General features: G+C 73.6%; 24 protein-coding genes. 13 read left to right on the top strand and 11 right to left on the bottom strand.

Features of this window, described 5'->3' with window-relative positions:
* Positions 1-23: 23 nt before the first annotated feature.
* Positions 24-2474 carry an ABC transporter permease gene (locus ACIQR3_RS11045; RefSeq protein ID WP_403537214.1) on the bottom strand — a complete coding sequence of 817 codons (2451 nt, stop codon included), beginning with the start codon at positions 2472-2474 and terminating at the stop codon, positions 24-26.
* Positions 2468-3241 carry an ABC transporter ATP-binding protein gene (locus ACIQR3_RS11040; RefSeq protein WP_403537212.1) on the bottom strand — a complete coding sequence of 258 codons (774 nt, stop codon included), beginning with the start codon at positions 3239-3241 and terminating at the stop codon, positions 2468-2470. The genes ACIQR3_RS11045 and ACIQR3_RS11040 overlap by 7 nt, the downstream gene beginning before the upstream one ends.
* A 165-nt stretch (positions 3242-3406) precedes the next feature.
* On the opposite strand from ACIQR3_RS11040, the gene ACIQR3_RS11035 reads away from it, so the two are divergent.
* Both ACIQR3_RS11035 and ACIQR3_RS11030 read left to right on the top strand, forming a co-directional pair.
* Positions 3407-4669 carry a sensor histidine kinase gene (locus ACIQR3_RS11035; RefSeq protein ID WP_215166245.1) on the top strand — a complete coding sequence of 421 codons (1263 nt, stop codon included), beginning with the start codon at positions 3407-3409 and terminating at the stop codon, positions 4667-4669.
* The gene (locus tag ACIQR3_RS11030) at positions 4642-5301 is read left to right on the top strand and encodes a response regulator (protein WP_403537209.1); all 660 of its coding nucleotides are present in this window, start codon (positions 4642-4644) and stop codon (positions 5299-5301) included. Before ACIQR3_RS11035 ends, ACIQR3_RS11030 begins: the two co-directional genes overlap by 28 nt.
* Positions 5302-5306: 5 nt before the next feature.
* On the opposite strand, the gene ACIQR3_RS11025 is transcribed toward ACIQR3_RS11030, so the two are convergent.
* Positions 5307-6143 carry an inositol monophosphatase family protein gene (locus ACIQR3_RS11025; RefSeq protein WP_403537206.1) on the bottom strand — a complete coding sequence of 279 codons (837 nt, stop codon included), beginning with the start codon at positions 6141-6143 and terminating at the stop codon, positions 5307-5309.
* A 56-nt stretch (positions 6144-6199) separates the two neighbouring features.
* Here ACIQR3_RS11025 and ACIQR3_RS11020 point away from each other — a divergent pair, with 56 nt between their 5' ends.
* Positions 6200-7099 (top strand): LysR substrate-binding domain-containing protein, encoded by a 900-nt coding sequence (locus tag ACIQR3_RS11020; RefSeq protein ID WP_403537203.1) that lies wholly within the window; start codon positions 6200-6202, stop codon positions 7097-7099.
* On the opposite strand, the gene ACIQR3_RS11015 is transcribed toward ACIQR3_RS11020, so the two are convergent.
* The 4 genes from ACIQR3_RS11015 to ACIQR3_RS11000 all read right to left on the bottom strand — a co-directional run bounded on the left by ACIQR3_RS11015 (position 7100) and on the right by ACIQR3_RS11000 (position 8686).
* The gene (locus ACIQR3_RS11015; RefSeq protein WP_403537200.1) at positions 7100-7708 is read right to left on the bottom strand and encodes an NAD(P)-dependent oxidoreductase; all 609 of its coding nucleotides are present in this window, start codon (positions 7706-7708) and stop codon (positions 7100-7102) included.
* Between the two features lie 88 nt (positions 7709-7796).
* Positions 7797-8273, bottom strand: coding sequence for a GNAT family N-acetyltransferase (locus tag ACIQR3_RS11010; protein ID WP_403537197.1), 477 nt, complete (start codon positions 8271-8273; stop codon positions 7797-7799).
* A 60-nt stretch (positions 8274-8333) separates the two neighbouring features.
* A complete protein-coding gene (locus ACIQR3_RS11005; protein ID WP_403537195.1) occupies positions 8334-8531 on the bottom strand; it encodes a hypothetical protein in 198 nt (65 codons plus the stop codon).
* Complete coding sequence (locus tag ACIQR3_RS11000) at positions 8528-8686, bottom strand: hypothetical protein (protein WP_403537192.1); 159 nt, start codon at positions 8684-8686, stop codon at positions 8528-8530. The genes ACIQR3_RS11005 and ACIQR3_RS11000 overlap by 4 nt, the downstream gene beginning before the upstream one ends.
* A gap of 165 nt (positions 8687-8851) precedes the next feature.
* Between ACIQR3_RS11000 and ACIQR3_RS10995 the strand changes: the two genes are divergently transcribed.
* Positions 8852-9109, top strand: coding sequence for a GntR family transcriptional regulator (locus ACIQR3_RS10995; RefSeq protein WP_403537189.1), 258 nt, complete (start codon positions 8852-8854; stop codon positions 9107-9109).
* Between the two features lie 74 nt (positions 9110-9183).
* Here ACIQR3_RS10995 and ACIQR3_RS10990 read toward each other — a convergent pair whose 3' ends face one another.
* Positions 9184-9423 (bottom strand): hypothetical protein, encoded by a 240-nt coding sequence (locus ACIQR3_RS10990; RefSeq protein WP_403537186.1) that lies wholly within the window; start codon positions 9421-9423, stop codon positions 9184-9186.
* A gap of 177 nt (positions 9424-9600) precedes the next feature.
* On the opposite strand from ACIQR3_RS10990, the gene ACIQR3_RS10985 reads away from it, so the two are divergent.
* The 4 genes from ACIQR3_RS10985 to ACIQR3_RS10970 all read left to right on the top strand — a co-directional run bounded on the left by ACIQR3_RS10985 (position 9601) and on the right by ACIQR3_RS10970 (position 12641).
* Entirely contained in the window at positions 9601-10353 is a 753-nt protein-coding gene (locus ACIQR3_RS10985) for a DUF6879 family protein (RefSeq protein WP_403537184.1), read from the top strand.
* A gap of 10 nt (positions 10354-10363) precedes the next feature.
* Positions 10364-11218 (top strand): helix-turn-helix domain-containing protein, encoded by an 855-nt coding sequence (locus ACIQR3_RS10980; protein ID WP_403537181.1) that lies wholly within the window; start codon positions 10364-10366, stop codon positions 11216-11218.
* A gap of 19 nt (positions 11219-11237) precedes the next feature.
* On the top strand, positions 11238-11771 hold the full coding sequence (locus ACIQR3_RS10975; RefSeq protein WP_403537178.1) for a DUF6879 family protein: 534 nt from the start codon (positions 11238-11240) through the stop codon (positions 11769-11771).
* A 63-nt stretch (positions 11772-11834) separates the two neighbouring features.
* Positions 11835-12641 carry an exodeoxyribonuclease III gene (locus ACIQR3_RS10970; protein ID WP_403537176.1) on the top strand — a complete coding sequence of 269 codons (807 nt, stop codon included), beginning with the start codon at positions 11835-11837 and terminating at the stop codon, positions 12639-12641.
* A gap of 72 nt (positions 12642-12713) precedes the next feature.
* Here the strand turns inward: ACIQR3_RS10970 and ACIQR3_RS10965 are convergent, their stop codons facing one another.
* A complete protein-coding gene (locus ACIQR3_RS10965; protein WP_403537174.1) occupies positions 12714-13115 on the bottom strand; it encodes a RidA family protein in 402 nt (133 codons plus the stop codon).
* Between the two features lie 102 nt (positions 13116-13217).
* Here ACIQR3_RS10965 and ACIQR3_RS10960 point away from each other — a divergent pair, with 102 nt between their 5' ends.
* Positions 13218-13601: a winged helix-turn-helix transcriptional regulator gene (locus ACIQR3_RS10960; RefSeq protein ID WP_403537172.1), complete on the top strand. Its 384-nt coding sequence runs from the start codon at positions 13218-13220 to the stop codon at positions 13599-13601.
* A 145-nt stretch (positions 13602-13746) separates the two neighbouring features.
* Here the strand turns inward: ACIQR3_RS10960 and ACIQR3_RS10955 are convergent, their stop codons facing one another.
* Complete coding sequence (locus ACIQR3_RS10955; protein ID WP_403537170.1) at positions 13747-14409, bottom strand: MerR family transcriptional regulator; 663 nt, start codon at positions 14407-14409, stop codon at positions 13747-13749.
* A gap of 133 nt (positions 14410-14542) precedes the next feature.
* Between ACIQR3_RS10955 and ACIQR3_RS10950 the strand changes: the two genes are divergently transcribed.
* The 4 genes from ACIQR3_RS10950 (at position 14543) to ACIQR3_RS10935 (ending at position 18141) form a co-directional block, all read left to right on the top strand.
* Positions 14543-16057, top strand: coding sequence for a flavin-containing monooxygenase (locus tag ACIQR3_RS10950; protein WP_403537168.1), 1515 nt, complete (start codon positions 14543-14545; stop codon positions 16055-16057).
* Positions 16054-16983: an alpha/beta fold hydrolase gene (locus tag ACIQR3_RS10945; RefSeq protein WP_403537166.1), complete on the top strand. Its 930-nt coding sequence runs from the start codon at positions 16054-16056 to the stop codon at positions 16981-16983. The genes ACIQR3_RS10950 and ACIQR3_RS10945 overlap by 4 nt, the downstream gene beginning before the upstream one ends.
* Positions 16980-17864, top strand: coding sequence for an SDR family oxidoreductase (locus ACIQR3_RS10940; protein ID WP_403537163.1), 885 nt, complete (start codon positions 16980-16982; stop codon positions 17862-17864). The genes ACIQR3_RS10945 and ACIQR3_RS10940 overlap by 4 nt, the downstream gene beginning before the upstream one ends.
* Before the next feature lie 94 nt (positions 17865-17958).
* Positions 17959-18141 carry a hypothetical protein gene (locus ACIQR3_RS10935; protein WP_403537161.1) on the top strand — a complete coding sequence of 61 codons (183 nt, stop codon included), beginning with the start codon at positions 17959-17961 and terminating at the stop codon, positions 18139-18141.
* Positions 18142-18194: 53 nt separating this feature from the next.
* On the opposite strand, the gene ACIQR3_RS10930 is transcribed toward ACIQR3_RS10935, so the two are convergent.
* Positions 18195-21692, bottom strand: coding sequence for a S41 family peptidase (locus tag ACIQR3_RS10930; RefSeq protein ID WP_403537158.1), 3498 nt, complete (start codon positions 21690-21692; stop codon positions 18195-18197).
* Positions 21693-21714: the final 22 nt, after the last annotated feature.

Genomic DNA, 21714 nt, shown 5'->3' with positions numbered 1-21714 from the left:
GTGGAGGCGTCGTCCTCGCGGGACTACGGGCGCCGTCCTCGCGGACGTCCGGCAGAGGCGGCCGTGCGCGTCATGCGCGTCGCCGGCAGCACCGCGGAGACCACGGCCGTCAGCGCGCAGCCGCCCGCCGCCGCGCCGAGCGCGGGCCACGGGAGTACCGGGGCGGACGGGGCCGACAGCAGGGACAGGGCGCCGGTCATGGTGAGCAGGTTCAGGACCGCCACCAGGACGCCGAGCAGCGCGCCGACGGCGGCCACGGTGAGCGCCTCCGCCGCGACCAGGCGCAGGACCTGGGGCGCGGTGGCGCCGGCCAGGCGCAGAGCCGTCAGCTCGCGGCGCCGGCCGGCCGTCGCCATGACCTGGGTGCCGGCCAGGGCGATGGCCGCGTAGACCAGGGCGATGCCCAGGACCAGCAGGAAGCCGAGCCGGGTCGTGCCGTCGGAGCGGGGCGCGGTGGCCGCCGGCCAGGCGGCGGCGGTGCGGACCCGGGCGTCCGAGGAACGCACCGCCTCCCGCAGTCCCGCCGCCACGGCGTCCCGGTCGGCGCCGTCCGCCACCGTCACCTCCACCCGGTCCACCGGGGCGCGCGGCGCGTTGGCCGGGGTGACGTACACGCCGTTGTCGCCCGTGCCGACGGCCAGGACGGCGGCGACGCGCAGGGTCCGGCGGGTGCCGTCGCCGAGGAGGACCGGGATCCGCTCGCCCACCGTGTGCCGTTCCCACTCCTCGTTGACGACGATCGAGTCGTCGTCCAGGCCGGTGAGCCGGCCAGCCGTCACCGGCAGCCGGGTGGTCGCGGCCAGCGCCCGCGGATCGGCCGCCCGGGCGGCGGACCGGACCAGGGCCACGCCCTCCTCCACGACGTACACCGCGGCGGTCGCCGTCGCCGAGACCGCCGCCGTGCCGGGCACCGCCCTCAGCCGCCGTACCGCCGCCTCGTCCAGGTCCGGGGCCGTCACCACGAAGTCGGCCGCCGTCCGGGCCCGCGCCTCGGCCGCCCCCGCCGCGTCCAGGGTGGCCGTCGCCCCGAGCAGCGAGCCCGTCAGCGCCACCGTCACCAGGACCGGCGCCGCCACGGACGCGGCCCGGCGGACGCCCGCCGCCGCGTTCTCCCGTACGAGGACGCCGCCCGCGCCCGGCAGCCGCGACGCCGGCCAGGCGACCAGCCGGATCAGGGGCCGTACGAGGAGAGGGGAGAGCAGGGCGACCGCCGTGATCAGCAGCATCGGGCGGCTGACGTACGTCTTGCGGTGCAGCAGCTCGCCCGGGTCGGTCAGCAGCGCCCACCCGGCCGTCCCGGCGGCCGTCGCCAGCAGCGCCGTACCGGCCAGCAGCCGGCCCCGGGTGAGGGCGCCGTGATCCACCGACGCCTCGCGCAGCGCCTCGGCCGGCCGGGTCCGCCCCGCCCGCCAGGACGCCGCCGTCACCCCGCACAGCGCCACCGTCAGCCCGGTCCAGAACGCCGCGTGGTACGGCCAGGTGTGGTCGCCGATCGCGAACCAGTCCGGCGCGAGTCCGCCCGCCACGGTGCGGGCCGCCAGGTGCGGGGCGGCGTACCCGCCCAGCGCGCAGCCCGCCGCCGAGGCAGCCACGCCGACCAGCAGCGCCTCCGCGGTCACCGTCCGCCGGACCTGGCCCGGCGTCGCGCCGGCCAGCCGCAGCAGCCCGAACTCCCGGCGCCGCTGCGCCACCGTGAACGCGAACGTCGACGCCACCACGAACACGGACACGAAGGCGGCCACCCCGCCCGCCGTCCCGAACAGGGAGTTCAGCGCGGTCACCGCCGCCGCGTCCCGGCCGGGGTCCGGGTCCGCCAGCCGCCGCGCGTCCCCGGTCAGCACCTGGGCCCGGTCACCGACGACGCGGCGTACGTCGGCCGGGTCCGCGTCCACCACCAGCTGGTCGCTCACCGGGGCCAGGCGGGCGGCGCGGGCATCGGTGCAGAAGACGGCGTCCTCCACGCCGGGGCCGGTGACCGTCCCCACGACGCGCACGGTGCCGTGACCCGTGCGCAGCCGGTCGCCGGGCGCGGCCCAGCGGCCGGTGGTCACGACCTCGTCGGCGGTCCGGGGCGCGCGGCCCGCGCTCAGCTCGTACGGGGCGAAGGCGGCGGTCGACCAGGGGTGGCCCACCAGGGAGGGCGGCCCGCCCTCGATCCGTACCGGGAAGGAGCGGTCCTCGGTGACCTCGCCCAGCGCGCGCAGGGCGGCGACCGTACGGGGCGGTACGGGGCGCGGGCGGTCCAGTGCCGCGGTCCGCACACCGGTCGGGGTCGGCACGCGGAGCGTGTCCTCGCCGCGCACCACCACCGGCGCGGCGGCGAACCGCCGCGGGGCGCGGTCGGGGGCGTCCGCCGCCGAGGCCAGGGCCAGGCCCATCACGGTGAGCAGCGCGACGCCGAGCGCGAGGGCGACGAAGCCGCCGGTGAAGGCGGTCCAGCGGGTGCGCAGGGTGCGCAGGGCGAGGGTCAGCACGGGGCGGCCTCCGCGTCGCGCGTCTCCAGGGACGTCGCGCGCGTCTCCAGAGAGGTCATACGGGCCGCGATCTCCCCGGCCGACGAGCCCGGCAGCTCGCCGTGCACCCGCCCGTCCACCAGGAACACCACCCGGTCCGCGTACGCGGCGGCCACCGGATCGTGCGTCACCATGACCAGCGTGCCGCCGTCGGCGTCCACCATCTCCCGCAGCAGCGCCAGGACCTGACGGCCCGTCGTCGAGTCGAGCGCGCCGGTCGGTTCGTCGGCGAACAGCACCTCGGGGCGGGTGATCAGGGCGCGGGCCAGCGCGATCCGCTGCTGCTGGCCGCCGGACAGCTCCGACGGCCGGTGCCGTGCCCGGTCCGCGAGACCGACCCGGCGCAGCACCTCCCGCACCTCGGACCGCTTCGGGCGGCGGCCGGCCAGGCGCAGCGGCAGGGCGACGTTCTGCTCGGCGGTCAGGGACGGCAGCAGGTTGAACGCCTGGAACACGAACCCGATCCGCTCCCGGCGCAGCAGCGTCAGCCGCCGCTCGCTCAGCCCGGTCAGCTCCGTCCCGCCGAGCCGCACCGAACCGGAGGTGGGCCGGTCCAGGCCCGCCGCGCACTGCAACAGTGTCGACTTGCCCGAGCCGGACGGGCCCATCACGGCGGTGAAGGTGCCGGCGCGGAAGGCGAGGGAGACGCCGTCCAGCGCCCGCACCCCGCCGTCCCCTGTTCCGTACCGCCTGCTCACGTCCCGCACGTCGATCGCGTCGCTCGCCATGTCGCCGCCCTTCCTCGCTGGTCAGGGCTCTACGAAACCCCGGGAGGGCGGGCCGGGTCAGTGCGGCAGGGGCGAGAGTCGGGGTAGGGCCAGGCCTACCCCTGAGGCTCCGGTCACGGTGATGGTGAGGGCGGGCCGACCGCCCGTACGGTGAGCCGCATGACGATGTGGGGGGCGCTCGCGAGGCGCGGATACCTGGGGTCGGGGTGGCCCTGGCGGGCGGTCGCGTACCTGGTGAGCGGGGCGCTGTTCGGGGCGGTCGTCCTGGTGGTGCTCGCCGGCGGGGTGGTGGTCGGGGGCGCCCTGGCCGTCGTACTGCTCGGGTTCCCGGTACTGGGGCTGACCGCGCTGTCCGGGATACCCGTGGCCGCCGTCGAGCGCCGGCGGCTGCGGCTGGCGGGGGTGGGGCCGGTGTTCGCCGGGCAGCACCGGGTGCCCGGCCGGCCGGGACTGCCCGCGTGGCTGACCACCCGGGTACGGGAGGCGGCGACCTGGCGGGAGCTGGCGTACGCGCTGCTGCTCGGCCTCGTCCTGTGGCCGCTGGACGCGGCGGCCGTCCTGACCTGCGTGTTCCTGCCCCTGTCGATGGTCGCCGCGCCGGTGCTGGTGGCCGTCGGCGGCGAGGCGAAGGTGCTGAAGGTCTGGCTCGTGGACGGCTGGCCGGCCGCCTCGGTGGCCGCCGGGCTGGGGTTGGTGCTGCTGGCCGCCGGGGCCTACGCCCTGGGAGTGCTGGCGGGGGCGCGGGCCGAGCTGGCGCGGGCGCTGCTGACGGCGCGGGGCGGCGACCGGGTCACCGAACTCGTCCGGTCCCGGGCCCGCCTTGTCGACGCCTTCGAGGCGGAGCGCCGGCGCATCGAACGGGACCTGCACGACGGGGCCCAGCAGCGGCTGGTCGCCCTCGGGATGGCCCTGGGCCTCGCCCGCCTCGACGCCCCGCCCGGCACTCCCCTCGCCGAGCAGCTCGCCCGCGCCCACCGGGAGGCCGAGCTGGCCCTGGCCGACCTGCGCGAACTCATCCACGGCATCCATCCCAAGGTGCTGGCCGACTACGGGCTCGAAGCCGCCGTCGCCGACGCCGCCGACCGCAGCCCGGTACCGGTGGACCTGGAGCTGTCCGTTCCCGGGCGGCTGCCGCGGCCCGTCGAGAGCGCCGCGTACTTCGTGGTGTGCGAGGCGCTGGCCAACGTGGCCAAGCACAGCGGCGCGGCGCGGGCGACGGTGCGCGGCGGGCACGCGGACGGACGGCTGTGGCTGGAGATCGGTGACGACGGGCGCGGCGGCGCGGACCCGGCCGGCGGCAGCGGACTGACCGGACTCGCGGACCGGGTGTCGGTCCTCGATGGCACACTCTCCCTGTCCAGCCCGCCGGGCGGACCGACCCTGCTGCGAGTGGAGCTCCCTTGCCGGCCGACCGACCCTTGCGGATAGTCCTCGCCGAGGACAGCGTGCTGCTGCGGGAGGGGCTCATCGGCCTGCTCACCCGCTTCGGGCACGAGGTCGTCGCGGCGGTCGGGGACGCGGACGCCCTCGTCACCGCGGTCGGGGAGCACGGGCCGGACGTGGTGGTGACGGACGTACGGATGCCGCCGGGGCTGCACGACGAAGGGCTGCGGGCCGCCGTGACGCTGCGCGCGGAGCGGCCCGGACTGCCGGTGCTGGTGCTCAGCCAGTACGTGCAGCGCGCCTACGCCGCCGAACTGCTCGACTCCGGGGACGGCACCGGCGTCGGGTACCTGCTCAAGGACCGGATCGGCCAGGTCGAGGAGTTCGTGGACGCCCTGACGCGCGTCGCGGCCGGCGGCACGGTCGTCGACCCCGAGGTGGTACGGCAGTTGCTGCGCCGCCGCCGGGACCCGCTGGCCCGGCTGACCCCGCGCGAGCGGGAGGTGCTGGCGCAGGTCGCGGAGGGCAAGTCCAACGGGGCGATCGCCCGGACACTGGTGGTGTCCGAGGCGGCCGTCGGCAAGCACATCGGGTCCATCCTGACCAAGCTGGACCTGCCGCTGGCCGACGACAGCCACCGGCGGGTGCTGGCGGTGCTGGCGTTCTTGCGGGCGTAGGAGCCTCAGGCGGTCAGGATCTCCAGCGCGGCGGCGTGCAGGCCCGGCGCGGCGGCGAGGTAGTTCTCGCTCGCCGCTTCCCAGGGCTTGCCGTCGAGGTCGGTCACGACGCCGCCGGCCTCCTGGACCAGCAGCACACCCGCCACGTGGGACCGGACGTTGTCGAACTGCCAGTGCAGGTCCATCCGGCCCGCGGCGACCTGGGCGAGCTGCTGGGTCACCGGTACGGAGACGCGCACATGGAGGGCGGAGTCCGACATCGCGGCGAACGCGGCGCCCGTCCGCCGGGCCGGCTCGGGGTCGTGACCCGGCTTGGCCTGGCCCGTTCCGGCCAGCGCGCCGTCCAGCGACGTCTTCCCGGAGACCCGCAGCCGTACACCGTTGAGGAACGCCCCGCCGCCCTCGGTCGCGGTGAACGTCTCGTCGAGGACCGGGAAGTGGACCACCGCCAGCACCGGGCGCCCGTCCCGGACGAGGCTCACGCCGATGTTCCAGTCGGGCATGCCGTGCACGGCGTTGACGTTGCCCCCGACCGGGTCGACGAGCCACCACTCGCCCGAGGGCAGCGGTCCCGATCCGTGCTCGTCGTCGAGCCAGCCGGCGCCCGGCAGCGCCTCGGCCAGCGCCGGGCGCAGCGTGTCGGCCACGGCGGCGTCGTTGGCCTTGAGGCTCGTGAGCAGTTCGGGGAGTCCGGGCGGGCGGGACCCGGTGGACCAGCGCGTCATCATCCGGGCGCCGGCGCGGCGGACGGCGGCGACGGTGGCGGCGGCCAGCGGGTCCTGGTTCGGGCTCGGGTTCGGGTCCTGGTTCGGGCTCGGGTTCGGGCTCGGGTTCGGGCTCATGGGAGGCTCCTGGGAATCGACCGAAGTGGATCTGTCTGTTGTTACGGTGTGCTTCTATGCACGTGGACTTGAATCTGCTGACCGTGCTGGACGCCCTGCTCGAAGAGGGCAGTGTGATGGGCGCGGCCGAGCGGCTGAACCTGTCCTCCCCGGCGGTCAGCCGCACCCTCGGCCGGCTCCGGGCCGTCACCGGGGACGACATCCTGGTGCGCACCGGGCACTCGATGACGCCCACCCCGTACGCGGTGTCGGTGCGGGAGGACGTGCACCGGCTGGTCGGGCAGGCCCGTGCGGTGCTCTCGCCGGTCCGGGAGCTGAACCTGGCCGAACTGGACCGCACGTTCACGATCAGGTGTCACGACGCGGTGGCCGCGTCACTGGTACCGGTCCTGGTCGGCAGGGTCCGGCAGCGGGCCTCCGGGGTGCGGTTGCGGGTGCTGTCGGAAGGGCCGGTCGACACCGACGACCTCAGACACGGCCGGGTCGACCTGGAACTCGGCGGCGGCGAGCCCGCCCTGCCCGAGTTCCGCTCCGAGCCGCTCGGCGACGACCGGCTGGTCGTGGCGATGCGCGCGGACCACCCGTGCGCCGACGGCCTCGACCTGGCCGCCTACGCCGCCCAGCCGCACGTCGTGGTCTCCCGGCGGGGCCGGCTCACCGCGCCGGTCGACGACGCGCTGGCCGCCGAGGGCCTGCGGCGCCAGGTGGTCGCGGCGGTGGCGACCTTGTCCACGGCGCTGCGGATCGCCGCCCGCGGCGACGCGCTGGTCACCTGCACGGAGGTGCTGGGCCGGCCGCTCGTCGAGGCGTTCGGGCTCCTCGCCCGGCCGCTGCCGATCGCGTTCCCGGCGGCGACGGTCAACTGCAACTGGCACCAGCGCTACGACTCCGACCCCGCCCACCGCTGGCTGCGCGAACAGGTCCGGGCGTCGTTCGAGGAGATCACCGCCGGCTGACTACGCGGCCAACGGCAGGGCCACGGCGCCGGGGAAGCCGGGCTCCTCGGCCTCGTCGAGCATCGCCGCGGCGACGGTTTCCCGGCTGACCTTCGCACCGAGGTCGAAGGGCGGCGCGGCGTCCAGGCCGACCGTGCGCCGGCGGGGGCTCTCCGGACCGTCGGTGAGCATCCCGGCGTGGAAGACGGTGCCGCCGGCCGCGAGCACGGTGTCGTCGGCCTCGACCTTGTCCGGGAGCCGGTCGCCCAGCACCCCGGCGAGCATGCCCGCGCCCGCTCCCGCCGCCGCGGCCGACCGGCCGGTGCCGTAGGCGCCGAGCCAGATGACGCGCCGTGGGCCGGCGGCGACGACGGCCCGGGCGCCGGTCAGGAGGGTCCCGGCCCGGTCCGTGCCGAGGGCGGACAGGACCACGGAATCCCCGTCCACGACGGCGGCGATGCTCGCCGCGTCGTGCACGTCTCCCGTCACCCTGCGCAGTGCGGGGGTGTCGGGCAGGGGGATGCGGCGGGGGTCGCGCGCGATGGCGGTCACCGTGTGACCACGTCGCAGTGCCTGCCGGGTGAGGGCGATGCCGGTGCGGCCGGAGGCCGCGAGGACGGTGAGGTTCATGCCGAGAACGCTAGGGAGTCCACTTCTTAACATCAAGTGCAAGTAACTGACTTGATGAGTTACCCAGATGCAATCGGCGGCCTCGGATCTACAGGGCCTTGGCGTAGCAGAGGCTCTCCTCGTGGAAGCGGTAGTAGCCGAAGCTCTCGCACCGCTCGTACCCGCTGGAGAGGTACAGCACCACGGCCTCCGGCTGCTTGGTCCCGGTCTCCAGCACCATCCGCGTGCGGCCCGCCGCGCGGGCGTCCGCCTCCAGCGCGGCCAGGATGCGGCGGGCCAGCCCCCGCCCGCGCATCTGCTCGATCACGAACATCCGCTTCAGCTCGGCGTCCCCGTCCCGGTAGTTCTCCTCGTTGGCCTCCTGGGAACGCCAGCCGCCCGTCGCCACCGGCACGTCGCCCTCGTCGTACGCGATGAGGTAGAGGCCGTTCGGCGGCGCGAAGTGCGAGGGCTCCAGGTAGGTGGCGTCGCCGTCGTCGCCGTAGCGGAGGGCGTACTCGGCCTGGACCTCGTCGTTGAGCTTCACGGCGTCGGGGTGGTCGAAGGGGACGGGGCGTATCTCCATTTTTCCTGCCGGGTGTGTATGCGGGTGGGTGCGGGACGTCGTCCAGTGTGCCTCACGGGGTTACCGCGCCCCGCGGCTCCGGCAGAGGTGGCAGCGGCAGGGCGGCCAGGTCAGGGAGTCGGGGATCGAGTAAGGGGTACCGGCGGCGGCGTAGACGCGGGTCGTGGTCCCGCTGGACCGGTGTCCTTCCCGGGTGACGCGGTAGGTGGTGATGGTCATGCGGGACTGGCCCGGCTCGGGCGGAGTGCCGGCGTTCACAGGCCGCCTCCGGGGAGGGCGGCGCCCCGGTGGTGGCGCATGCGGGCGCGCTGCCGCGCGAGGGGGCAGGGGGTGATGGGTGCGGTTGTCGTTCCGGCTCGCCTTTGGCCCGTCGCGGGCAGCAGTGCGTTCAGCAGCGCGTGGATAATGCGCATGTCGTCAGCTCCTCAGTAGCTGGTGGCCGTGCCCCGGGAGGTCCCACAACCTCGCCGGGGTCTTCGCGTAGAAGGAGCGTAGGTTGGCCTGTTAGGTGTTGTCATGTGTTGTCACCTGTACGTGTATGACAAGAGGCATCGTTACAGGGCAAATAGGGTCGTTATATGACCGTGGATCTCGAAGGACCTGAGCCCCTGTACGAGCAGATCGCCGCGATACTCGCCGCCCGCATCTCGGACGGGACGTACGCACCCCGTCGCAGAGTCCCCTCCGAGGCCGCCATCTGTGAGGAGTTCGCGGTGTCGCGCCCGACGGCCCGGGCCGCTCTTCAGCTGCTCGGCAAGCGGGGGCTGATCGTGACGGTGCGGGGCAAGGGGTCGTTCGTCGTCGACGATCCGTCTGCGGACCGACCCGAGCCGTGAGTCTCGACCACGAGTCCGGCCGCCTCCCTACATGCAGCTGGCCGACCTGATCGATTCCAGGATCCGCACTTGTTTCAGGCGTTGCTCACTGGATGGTGCGTACTCGCCTGTCCGCCGCCGAGGGAGTCCGCGAGGCGCAGAGCCACGTCGGCTCGGACCCGGCCGAGGTCGATGAGGCGAAGGGCCGGGGAAGCCGGGTCGACGGCGAGTGACGGCAGAACGATGCCGACCTCGTCGAGTGCCGCCCTCAAGGATTCCACGGCCGCGAAAGGATCGATGTACTGCGACTGGTGCGACTGCGATGCGGTTTCCATGTCCAGGACGCTATGGCCGTGATCCTGCGGGACGCCATGAGATGTTCTCGTTTGTTCTCGCAGACTGTCCGACTGTTCTCGAGTGGTCTCATGGGGACTGGCATGCCCCGTGGAACCAGGCGCGCCGAGTCGTGAAGGCTGTTCGCAGCAGGTGTCAGCGATGGAGGGAGCGGGTTCATGGCGCGGCGACTGAGGTTCCACGGGACGGACAGCAAGAACGGCGGGTGCCCGGCCGTGCATGAGGACCTGGACAGCGGTGAAATCATCGTCCAGGGGCGGCCGGTCACCGATCCCGAGGACGTGGCCCAGCTCCGCTACCTCGGTGAGGGCGATGTTGCGGTGGCCGTACCACGGGAGTTGCTCGTGCATCACGGGCCGAAGGAGGTGTATCGCGTGCCGGAGATCATCGACTTGGAGGAGTTCGGTCGTCTCTTCCACCACTTCGAGCACTCGGCGTGGCATCTCGAAACCCGTTCCGGTTACGCGTCGGACCGAGAAGACCCGGCCTACGCGGAGTTCCTGCGCACCGGCACGGCGCCGATGGACCTGGACAGCGACTGGTGCCGGAACATCACGCGGCAGACGGCGGCCGGGAAATACGTCGGACGCGCCCGGATCGTCGACCGGCCACCGACCGAGGGTCAGCTGTTCCTGCTCTCCTACGCGCGGTGCAATGCCGCCACGGGTGAGGACGCGCGCAACCTGTGGCGGGAAGACGCCGAACGGGTTCGCCTGCCTGCGGAAGACTTCTGGATCTTCGACAGCCGGCTCGTCGCCATCCTCCGCTTCGACGACCAGGATGTCTTCCGCGATGCGGAGATCGTGACCGAGCCCGCCGAAGTGCTGCGCTACTGCCAGGTCCGCGACGCCGCGGTCCACGCGTCCGCGCCGTACGACGTCTTCGCGGCGCGACTGGGGACGAGAGGCTGACCGGACAGCGGTGAGTACGGACTACCAGCGGGCCCGGGAGGCACTCGGCATGCGGCTGCGGGAGTTGCGTCTCTCGGCCGTTGGTGGTCGGCTGACCGGCACACAGCTTGCCCGGCGGATCGGTTGGCCGCACTCCAAGGTCTACAAACTGGAAGGCGGCCGGCAGACCGCGACCAGCGACGATCTGCGGTTGTGGGCGCAGGCCGTCGGCCGACCCGACACCTTCGCCGAACTCGACGTACGCCTCAAGGGCTTCGAGTCCCACATCCGCTCGTGGCGTCGCCAGCTCGCCGCGGGCCACCGCCCCGTCCAGGACACGTGGAATGCCGCCGTCGACAGGGCGCACACCATCCACGCCTGGGAAGAGTCCGTGGTCCCCGGCATGCTTCAGACCGCCGACTACGCCCGGCACATCTTCCTGCGGTACGCCGACCTGTTCGGGACGGCGCGGGACGCCGACGACGCGGTCCGTGCCCGGCTGGAGCGGCAGGCGTGGCTCTACCGTGGCGGCCGGCGACTTCACACGCTGGTGTGGGAGGCCGCGCTGCACGCGTTGGTCTGCCCGCCGTCCGTGCTCAGGGCTCAGTTGGACCGGCTGACAGGGACGGTCGGAATGGACACCGTTGAGCTGGGGATCATCCCCCTTTCAGCATCGTTGCGGGTTCCCGCCGCGAACGGGTTCTGGGTACTGGACGAGGAACTGGTCATCGCGGAGGACTGGCACGCGGAGCTGTGGCTGGACGACTCCGACGCGGTGGCCACGTACCTGCGTGTCTGGAACACGCTTCGGGAGTCCGCGGTGTACGGGACGGACGCGCAGGGTGTGATCGCCCGAGCCCGGCGATCTGTGGACTCCCGGACATGACGGAAGAGAGAGGCGCAGGATGTCGCAGAACGGTGTGCCGAGCTTCGCTGAGCTGCTGGCCGGTACGCGCCGCAGCGCGGTGCACCTGGAGATGCGTGACGCGTACGGCGTCGGAGCCGAGGCCGAGGAATTCGAGCAGTTCAGACGTACCGGTCGCGTCGATCTCGACCCGACGGCGCGGTGGTGGCCCGAGTGGCTGGGGATCGTGCGGGAGGCGGTTGGTCGTGGCGTGGTGATGCGTCGGGCCCGGATCGTTTCCGAACCCGTGACGGACTACATCCGGTGGGAGCACGCCGCCACCTCGTTGAATATCGAGGCGGGTGAGCTGGTGCGCTGGCTGCCCCGTCGGCGGGCCCTGGACGTGGCTCTGCCGGGAGCGGACTTCTGGCTGCTGGACGGTCGCCTGATTCAGTTCAACCTCTTCACCGGGGACGGTGACTGGGCTGACCCGCCCAAGGAGTTCAGCGAGGACCCTGGCGTGGTCAAGCTGTGCTCCGACGCGTTCGAGACGGTGTGGGAACGTGGCATCGACCACGCGGAATACACATGCTGAAACCCTTTGGTCACAGTATGTGAGCCAATGTCTCTGGAAAGCCCCGCCCGGTACCCTTCCCGAATGCTCACCGTCACCACCGTCAACGTCAACGGTCTCCGTGCCGCCGCCAAGAAGGGCTTCGTCGAGTGGCTCGCCGCCACCTCCGCCGATGTGCTGTGCCTCCAGGAGGTGCGGGCCGAGCCGCAGCAGCTGCCCGAGGGCGTCCGGGAGCCCGAGGGGTGGTACGTCACGCACGCGCCCGCCGCGGCCAAGGGGCGGGCCGGGGTCTCCCTCTACACGCGCCGTGAGCCCGACCGGGTGCGGGTCGGTTTCGGGTCGTCGGAGTTCGACGGCAGCGGGCGGTACGTGGAGGCCGACCTGCCCGGTGTGACGGTCGCCTCCCTCTACCTCCCTTCCGGCGAGGTGGGCACCGAGCGGCAGGACGAGAAGGTCCGGTTCATGGGCGAGTTCCTCGCCTACCTCAAGGAGCTGCGCGAGCGGGCCGCCGCCGACGGGCGGGAGGTCGTCGTCTGCGGTGACTGGAACATCGCCCACCAGGAGGCCGACCTCAAGAACTGGCGCGCCAACCGGAAGAACTCCGGGTTCCTGCCCGAGGAGCGGGAGTGGCTGGGGCGAGTGCTCGACCCGGGCGAGGGCGGGTACGTCGACGTCGTACGGGCGCTGCACCCGGAGGGCGAGGGGCCGTACTCGTGGTGGTCGTACCGGGGGCGGGCCTTCGACAACGATGCGGGATGGCGCATCGACTACCACGTGTCCACCCCCGGGCTGGCCGCCTGTGCCGTCAAGGGCTTCGTCGAGCGGGCCGCCCGTCACGAGGAGCGGTGGTCGGACCACGCGCCGGTGACGGTGGTCTACGAGCGGCCCTAGCCGGACGGCGCGCGGGAGCGCCACCAGCGGGTTCGGGCCGACCGCCTCTTGACGCGGGACGGATGCGAGCCCTCAAGCGGGCATCCTCGTGTCGACGACGCAGCTGATCTCGACGAGCTGGCCGGGCATGGTCAGTTCGGTGACGCCCAGGACCGTGCTGGCCGGGCGGTGGTCGCCGAAGTACCCGCGGTTGCCCTGGGCCGCCGCCGCGGCGTTGCGCCGCAGGTCCACCACGTACACGGTCTGCGACACGACCTGGTTCCGGGTGGCGCCGTAGTGGTCCAGGACCCGGTCCAGGTTGACGTGGGTCCGCGCGAGCTGGGCGGCGAAGTCGTCCGCGTGACGGAATTCGCCCGCCTCGTCGAACGCGAGCTGCCCGGAGACGTGGATCAGCTCGCCGGACCTGATCGCCTGCGCGTAGCCGAACTCGCTCTCGGCCGGCACGTCGTACTGGAAGACATCCATGGTGGCCACGGTTCTCGCCCTTTCCCGGCTGCTCTCTTGTGGTTACTCGGGAACTGTAAGAGAGTCAGGGTCGACCTGGAAGAACGCACTTTTCGGTGACTGAGGAACCTCATGGTGACCAAGCGACTGCTCACGGGCCTGCCCGAGGACGCCGATCTGCGGCGCGCGGACTCCCTGGCCCGGGAGATCTTCTCGGACGTCGCCAACAAGTGGGCGCTCCTGATCATCGAGGCACTCGGCGAGCGCACCCTGCGCTTCAGCGAGTTGCGGAACGAGGTCGAGGGCGTCAGCCACAAGATGCTCACCCAGAACCTGCGCATGCTGGAGCGCAACGGCCTGGTCGACCGGAAGGTGTACCCCACTGTGCCGCCGCGGGTCGAGTACACCCTCACCGAGCCGGGCCGGGGCCTGCTCGCCGCGGTCGACGCCATCTGCGGCTGGACCCACCAGCACCTCGGCCACATCGAGAGCGCACGCGGCCGTTTCGACGCCTGAACCGCGCGAGAGGCGCGAGAGCGGTCGCGGGGTGGCGGTGGTGTGTGTGGGCTGCGCCCGGGGTGAGCCGCGAGCGCTGGTGTGCGCCGACGGCTCCCGCCACGTCGACGTCCGTCAGCGGAGGGCCCCGGGCCCCCGCCCCCGCCTACGCCCCTTGCCCTTCCCCTTCCCCCTTCCGCAGCCGCCGGTCCAGTGCCAGCGACAGTTCCGCCTCCACCACGCTGCGCGCCAGCGGCCGTAGCCGGGGCAGGTCGGCCTCGGTCGCGTGGCGCAGGACCAGGTCGGTGAAGAGGCCGGCCAGGGCCTCGGCGTGGGTGCGGACGCGGCGGCCGGCGGCCAGGACCTCGGCGAGCGGGACGCCCTCGCGGACCAGGGCGGTGGACGCGTCCAGCAGGCTCCGGCTTATGTGGACGATCTCGTCGCCGTCGGTGCCCAGGTAGCCGAGGTCCATCGCGGCGGCGAGGTTCTCCGGGGTGTCCTGGCCCTGGAAGCGGTCGGCGAGTTCCTCGGGGGTGAGGCGGACCGGGGTCTCCTCGGTGGGCTCGCCGAGGCCGAGCAGGTCGCCGACGTCGCGGCCGTGGTCGAAGGCGTCGGCCAGTTCCGCGATGCCGTTGAGGGTGTGACCGCGGTCCAGGAGCGCCGAGATGGTGCGCAGGCGGGCCAGGTGGTGGTCGTCGTACCAGGCGATGCGGCCCTCGCGGCGGGGCGGCGGGAGCAGTTTGCGTTCGCGGTAGAAGCGCAGGGTGCGCACCGTGATGCCGGCCAGCCGGGCCAGCTCCTCCATGCGGTACTCGCGCTTGTCCGTCACGCCCCGACCTTACGGCGTACCGCCGGTAACTTTCTTTTCCCCGACCCCTACCCATTGGTAGGACGCTGTTCTACGCTCCCCATTGCGCCAGTGTTCACTGGCAGAGTCTACGGCGGTGCGTGGAGGCGTCGGGATGACCGAGCACGAGCATGTACGGGTCGCGGTGGTCGGGTCCGGGTTCGGCGGGCTGGGTGCCGCCGTGCGGCTGCGCCGGGAGGGGATCACGGACTTCGTGATTCTGGAACGGGCGGGCGAGGTCGGCGGGACCTGGCGGGACAACAGTTATCCGGGGTGCGCGTGCGACGTGCCGTCACACCTGTACTCGTTCTCCTTCGCGCCCAATCCGGAGTGGCCGCGCACCTTCTCCGGGCAGCGCCACATCCGCGCCTACCTGGAGCACGTCGCCGACACCTTCGGGCTGCGCCCGCACCTGCGCCTCCACTCGGAGGTGCGGCGGATGACCTGGGACGCGCGGGAGCTGCGGTGGGAGATCGAGACGGCGAGCGGGCGCCTCACCGCCGACGTCGTCGTCTCCGCCACCGGACCGCTGTCCGACCCGAAGATCCCGGACATCCCGGGGCTGGACTCCTTCCCCGGCACGGTCTTCCACTCCGCGCGCTGGGACCACGACCACGACCTCACGGGCAAGCGCGTCGCCGTCGTCGGCACCGGCGCCTCCGCCATCCAGTTCGTGCCCGCCGTCCAGCCCAAGGCCGCCCGGCTGACGCTGTTCCAGCGCACCCCCGCCTGGGTCATGCCCCGCATGGACCGGCCGATCAGCGGCGCCGAGCGCTTCCTGCACCGGACGGTCCCCGTCACCACGCGGCTGCGCCGGGGCCTGCTGTGGGGCATCCGGGAACTCCAGGTGCAGGCGTTCACCAAGCACCCCGAGGAACTCGGGTTCGTCGAACTCCTCGCCAAGCGCAACATCGCCCGCGCCGTCAAGGACCCGGCCCTGCGCGCCAAGCTGACCCCCGACTACCGCATCGGCTGCAAGCGCATCCTGCTCTCCAACGACTACTATCCGGCGCTCGCCCGGCCCAACACGGACGTCGTCGCGAGCGGACTGAGCGAGGTGCGCGGCTCCACCCTCGTCGCCGCCGACGGCACCGAGACCGAGGCCGACGTCATCATCTTCGGGACCGGTTTCCACGTCACCGACATGCCGATCGCGGAGCGCGTCGTCGGCGCGGACGGGCACACCCTCGCCCAGAGCTGGAAGAGCGGCATGGAGGCGCTGCGCGGCGCCTCGGCGGCCGGGTTCCCGAACTTCCTCACGGTCATCGGGCCCAACACCGGCCTCGCGAACACGTCCATGATCCTCATGATCGAGTCCCAGCTGAACTACCTCGCCGACTATCTGCGGCAGTTGCGCGTGCTGGGCGGGCGGGCCGCCCTCGACGCCCGGCCCGCCGCCGTCGACGCCTGGAACCGGCGGGTGCAGGAGCGGATGGAGCGGACGGTGTGGAACACCGGCGGCTGCACGAGCTGGTACCTGGACGCCAGCGGCCGCAACACCACCATCTGGCCCGGTACGACCACCGAGTTCCGGCGCGCGACCCGGCGCGTGGACCTCGCGGAGTACGACGTCCTGCGGCCGGCCGCGAGCCAGGCACCGGCCGGGCGGAGCGCGGAGGTGGGCGCGTGAGCCGGATGTCCGCCGTCGCCTCCGGCCCGTACGCGCCGCCCGTCCCCGTCCGTGAGCTGACCGCCGTGTCCGCCGACGGCGCCCGGCTGCACGTAGAGGTGCACGGCGGGCCCCAGGGAGCCCCCGCCGTCGTCCTCGCCCACGGCTGGACCTGCTCGACCGCCTTCTGGGCCGCGCAGATACGGGCCCTGGCCGCCGACGGCCACCGGGTCATCGCCTACGACCAGCGCGGGCACGGCCGCAGCCCGGCGAGCCCCGCCTGCACCACCGAGGCCCTCGCCGACGACCTCGAAGCCGTACTGCACGCCACCCTCGCCCCCGGCGAACGGGCCGTCGTCGCCGGGCACTCCATGGGCGGGATGACCGTCCTGGCCGCCGGCGCCCGCCCCGCGGTGCGCGAGCACGTGGCCGCCGTCCTGCTGTGCAGCACGGGCGCGGCGCGGCTGGTCGCCTCCTCCACGGTGCTGCCGCTGCCGGCGGGGCCGGTACGGACCTGGCTGACCCGGCGCGTCCTCGGCTCCCGCGCGCCGCTCGGACCGGTCACGCCCGCCGCCCGGCGCGTCCTCAAGTACGGGACGATGGGCCCGGGTTCGGCGCCGGACATGGTCGAGGCGTGCGCCCGGATCGTGCACGCCTGCCCGCGCGGAGTGCGGCACGCCTGGTCCCGGGTGCTGGACCGGCTCGACCTGGAGCACGGCATACGGGAGTTGACGGTGCCGGCCGAGGTGGTCGTCGGCACCGCCGACCGACTGACCCCGCCGGTGCACGCACGCGAGCTGGCCGCCGCGCTGCCCCGCCCCGTCGGCCTCACCGAACTGCCCGGGGTCGGTCACATGACGCCCCTGGAGGCCCCGGACCTCATCACCGCGAAGATACGCACACTCGCCGAGACCCACATACCCGTAGCTGCCGAGGAGAGCGCATGAACAGGGTGAGCCTGGAGGGACGGGTCGCCGTCGTCACCGGAGCGGCGCGCGGCGTCGGGGAACTGCTGGCCCGCAAGCTGTCCGTGCGCGGCGTGCGGGTGGCGCTGGTCGGGCTGGAGCCGGACGGGCTGAAGCAGGTCGCCGGCCGGCTGCACGGGGAGAGCGAGATCTGGCACGCCGACGTCACCGACCACGAGGTGATGGCCCGGGTCGCCGCTGAGGTGAAGGAACGGTTCGGCCGCGTCGACATCGTCGTCGCCAACGCCGGTGTCGCCACCGGCGGCCCGTTCGTCGACTCCGACCCGGTCTCCTGGCGGCGGGTCGTCGAGGTCAACCTGATCGGCTCGGCGGTGACCGGCCGCGCCTTCCTGCCGGCGCTCCTGGAGACCCGCGGCTACCTGCTCCAGATCGCGTCGCTGGCCGCGCTCACGCCCGCCCCGATGATGTCCGCGTACTGCGCCTCCAAGTCGGGCGTGGAGGCCTACGCGCACGCCCTGCGCGCCGAGGTCGGGCACCGGGGCGTGAAGGTCGGCGTCGGCTACCTCTCCTGGACCGACACCGACATGGTGCGCGGCGCCGACCAGGACGACGTGATGCGGGAGCTGCGGCAGCGGCTGCCCTGGCCGTCGAACAAGACGTACCCGCTGGGCCCGGCGGTCGACCGGCTGGTCGAGGGCATCGAACGGCGCCGGACGCACGTCTACGGGCAGTGGTGGCTGCGCGGCATGCAGGGCGTGCGCGGCTACCTCCCCGGGCTCATCGGCACGGTCGGGCAGCGGGAGATGCGGCGGTTCGGCGACCGGCTGTCCGGCGTCGGAAAAGGCCTGGTCGGAGCGGGTGGCGCCGCCGACGAACAGCAGCGCGCCACGCTCCGTGACTGATCGACATGCGCACGGTCACCGCCCGTGTGAATCTGATCGGGCCCGGCCAACACCGCCGTCGGCCGGGTCCGATCTCACCCAGGAGTGAACCCACATGGGTATGAAGGACCAGTTCCAGGAGAAGGCCGAGCGGATGCAGCAGCAGGGCCGGCAGAAGGCCGAGCAGGCCCGCGACCGGATGCAGGACCGTGCGGGTCGTCGGGACGACGACGAGGGCTTGGACCAGCCGCTGCACCAGGAGCCGTCGGAGCGTTCCCGCCGGGACCGCGAAGCCTGACGCGCCGCTGACGGCCGTGAAGGCGCCCCCCGTTCCGGACGGGGGGCGCCCCTTCATGCCCGGCCCTGCTCGCGGGGCGGCAGCGGCGGACGGGAGCGGTCCGGTACGTCGTGGAGGCCGGGCGGGGTGGCGGGCGGCTCGGTCTCCAGCAGCCGCAGCGCCAGCCGGACCGCCTCGTCCAGCACCGGGTAGCGGCCCTCGGCCCAGTCCAGCGGGGTGCGCAGGGCCGGCACGTCGGGGTCGACGCCCCGGTTCTCCACCGACCAGCCGTACGCGTCGAACCAGGCCGCGTTCATCGGCACCGTGATCACCGTGCCGTCGCCGAGGCGGTGCCGGCCGGTCATGCCGACCACCCCGCCCCAGGTGCGCTGCCCGACCACCGGCCCCAGCCCCAGCAGCTTGAACGCCGCCGTGATCATGTCGCCGTCGGAGGAGGTCGCCTCGTCCGCCAGCGCCACGACCGGCCCGCGCGGTGCGTTGGAGGCGTACGACACCGGCTGCGCGTTCCTCGTCAGGTCCCAGCCCAGGATGGTGCGGCTCAGCGTCTCCACCACCAGCTCGCTGATGTGCCCGCCCGCGTTGCCGCGCACGTCCACGATCAGCGCGGGCCGGGACACCTCCATCCGCAGGTCCCGGTTGAACTGCGCCCAGCCCGAGCCGCCCATGTCCGGGATGTGCAGGTAGCCGCACCGCCCGCCGCTCAACTCCCGTACCACCTCCCGGCGTTTGGCCACCCAGTCCTGGTAGCGCAGCGGCCGGTCGTCGACGAGCGGGACGACGGCGACCCGGCGGGCGGGGCCGTCCTCGGCCGGTACGAAGGTCAGCTCCACCGTCGTGCCGCCCGCGCCCGCCAGCAGGGGGAAGGGCCCGGCGGCCGGGTCCACGGGGCGGCCGTCGACGTGGGTGAGGGCGGCGCCCTCGCGGATGCCGGTGCCGGCCAGCGGGGAGCGGGCCTTGGAGTCGGAGGAGTCGCCGGGCAGCACCCGCCGCACGGTCCAGCGGCCGTCCCGGCAGGTGAAGTCGGCGCCCAGCAGGCCCTGGAGGCGCTGGTAGTGCGCCGGGCCCTCGTTGCGGCGGGCGGCGGCGACGTAGGCGTGCGAGGTGCCCAGCTCGCCCAGGACCTCGCGCAGCAGGTCGGCGAAGTCGTCCGGGGTGGCGACCCGCTCCACCAGCGGGCGGTACTGGGCCAGCACCGCGTCCCAGTCGATGCCGCACATGCCCGGTTCCCAGAAGAAGGCACGGGTCAGCCGGCCGGCCTCCGCGTACGCCTGCCGCCACTCGGCGCCCGGGTCCACCTGGTGCAGGATGCGGCGGGCGTCGATCCAGGTGGTCGAGTCGCCGTCGCCGGGCTCGGTGGCGGGTACGGCGCGCAGGTCGCCCTCGTCGAGGACGACGAGCCGGGTGCCGTCGCCGCTGACCGAGAACCAGTCCAGGTGGTCGACGAGTTCGGACTTGCGTGCCTTGGCGAGGCTGAAGTGCTCCAGCGTGGGCCGTTCGCTGGGGTCGTTCGGGTTGGCGAAGGTCTCGCCGAGCGCGCCGGAGATCGGCCAGCGCAGCCAGACCAGTCCGCCGCCGTCCACCGGGTGCAGCGCCGAGTACTTGGACGCGGTGACCGGGAACGGCGTCACCCTGCTGGCCAGGCCCTCCACCTCGACGGTCACCGCGCCGCCCTCGCCGGTCCCCTCCTCCACCGGGTCCAGTCCGCCGGCGGCCGGGCGGCCCTCCGGGTTCAGCGCGAAGGGGGAGGGGGTGGCCGAGGAGAGCGGGACCAGGTAGGGGCGGCAGCCCAGCGGGAAGGAGAGGTCGCCGGTGTGCACGTCGTAGACCGGGTCGAAGCCGCGCCAGGACAGGAAGGCGAGGTAGCGGCCGTCGCGGGTGAAGACGGGGTTCTCGTCCTCGAAGCGGCCGTCGGTGACGTCGATGACGACGGGGCCGTCCGCCCGGCCGCCGATCCGGGCCATCTTGATCTGCCGGAGGGTGCGGCCGATGCCGGGGTGGGACCAGGTCAGCCAGCACCCGTCCGGGGAGAAGGCGAGGTCGCGCACGGGACCGTTGACGGAGCGGATCAGCTCGGTGAGGCCGTGGGTCTCCGCGCCGGAGCCGGAGCCGGAGCCGGAGCCGGAGCCGGTCCCGGCGTCCGGCCCCGCACCGGGCTCCGTACCGTTGGGCTCCGTACCGTTGGGCTCCGTCCCGGTCCCCGTCCCGGTCCCGGTCCCCGTCTCGGTCCCGGTCCCCGTCCCGTCGGCCCCCGCGTCGGCCCCCACACCGGACCCCGCCCCCGCCCCGGCTGCCGCCTCCGCCTCCGCCCCCGCCTCCGTGTCGGAGACATCGAGCAGCAGGAGCCGCCCGTCATGCGTGGCGAGGGCCAGGCGTTCGCCCTGGGGGTCGGAGACCGTCTCCAGGACGCGGCCGAGCTGCCCGGAGGCCAGCCGCCTAGGTGCCCGCCCCCCGGTGGCGCGCGGCAGGTGGGCGATCTCGACGGCGTCCTCGCCCTCGGCGTCCGTGACGTAGGCGACCCGCCCGCTGGCGCCGAGCATCTCCGGCAGCCGCACCCGTACCCCCGGGGTGTCGGCGAGGGTGCGGGCCGGACCGTCCCGGTGGGTGAGCCAGTACAGGCTGCCGCGCACCACCACCGCGCTGGCCCGCCCCGTCTCGTCCACGGAGACGCCGGCCACGTGCTGGGCGGCGGGCACCTGGTACGTACGCCGTCCTGCCCGCGCACCGTCCAGCCGTACGTCGAGCCGGCGCGGCACCGAGTCCGGCGCGAGGTCGTCGACGATCCACAGCTCGCCCGCGCACTGGTAGACCACGCGGGTGCCGTCGCTCGCCGCGTGCCGGGCGTAGAAGGCGTCGTGGTCGGTGTGGCGGCGCAGGCCGGAGCCGTCGTACGCGCACGAGTACAGGTTGCCGACGCCCTCGTGGTCGGAGAGGAAGGCGATCCGGCCGCCGACGAACATGGGGGAGTGCAGATGGCCGTCCAGGCCCTCCAGCAGCCGTTGCCCGTGCAGCCAGAGGCGGCCGGTGGCGCCGCCCCGGTAGCGCTTCCAGGCGGCGGGTTCGTGCGGCGGGGTGCCGGTGAGCAGGAGGGTCCTGCGCTCGCCGTCGACCTCGGCGGCCTGGAGGTCGGAGACCGGCCCCCAGGGCAGCTTGCGGCCGGGATCGCCGTCGCAGGAGATCTTGTACGCCCAGGTCAGATGGGAGAACGGCTCGCCCTGCGAGGTGACGGCGAGCACGGCGGACCGGCCGTCCTCGTCCGGCGGCGCCCAGCCGCAGACCCGGGTGTCCAGCGAGCCCCAGTGGGTGAGCTGCCGCCCCGGACCGCCCGTCACGGGCACCAGGTGCACCTCCGGCAGGAGGCTGCGCCAGCTCGTGTACGCGATGTGGCGGCCGTCGGGCGAGAAGCGGGGGTGGGAGACCTTGGTGCGGTCGACGGTGAGCCGCCGGGCGCGGCCCGGGTCGGCCGGCGACGCCAGCCAGAGGTCGTCCTCGGCCACGAAGCACAGCAGGCCGGCGTGGAGATGCGGAAAACGCAGATAGCTCACCCTGTCCATGCTTTTCCGGGGACCGTGGCGC

The organism is Streptomyces sp. NPDC090994 (assembly GCF_044768905.1).
Taxonomy (GTDB): domain Bacteria; phylum Actinomycetota; class Actinomycetes; order Streptomycetales; family Streptomycetaceae; genus Streptomyces.
The sequence above is the reverse complement of the archived record's forward strand: the minus strand, read 5'-3'. Positions and strand labels throughout refer to the sequence as shown.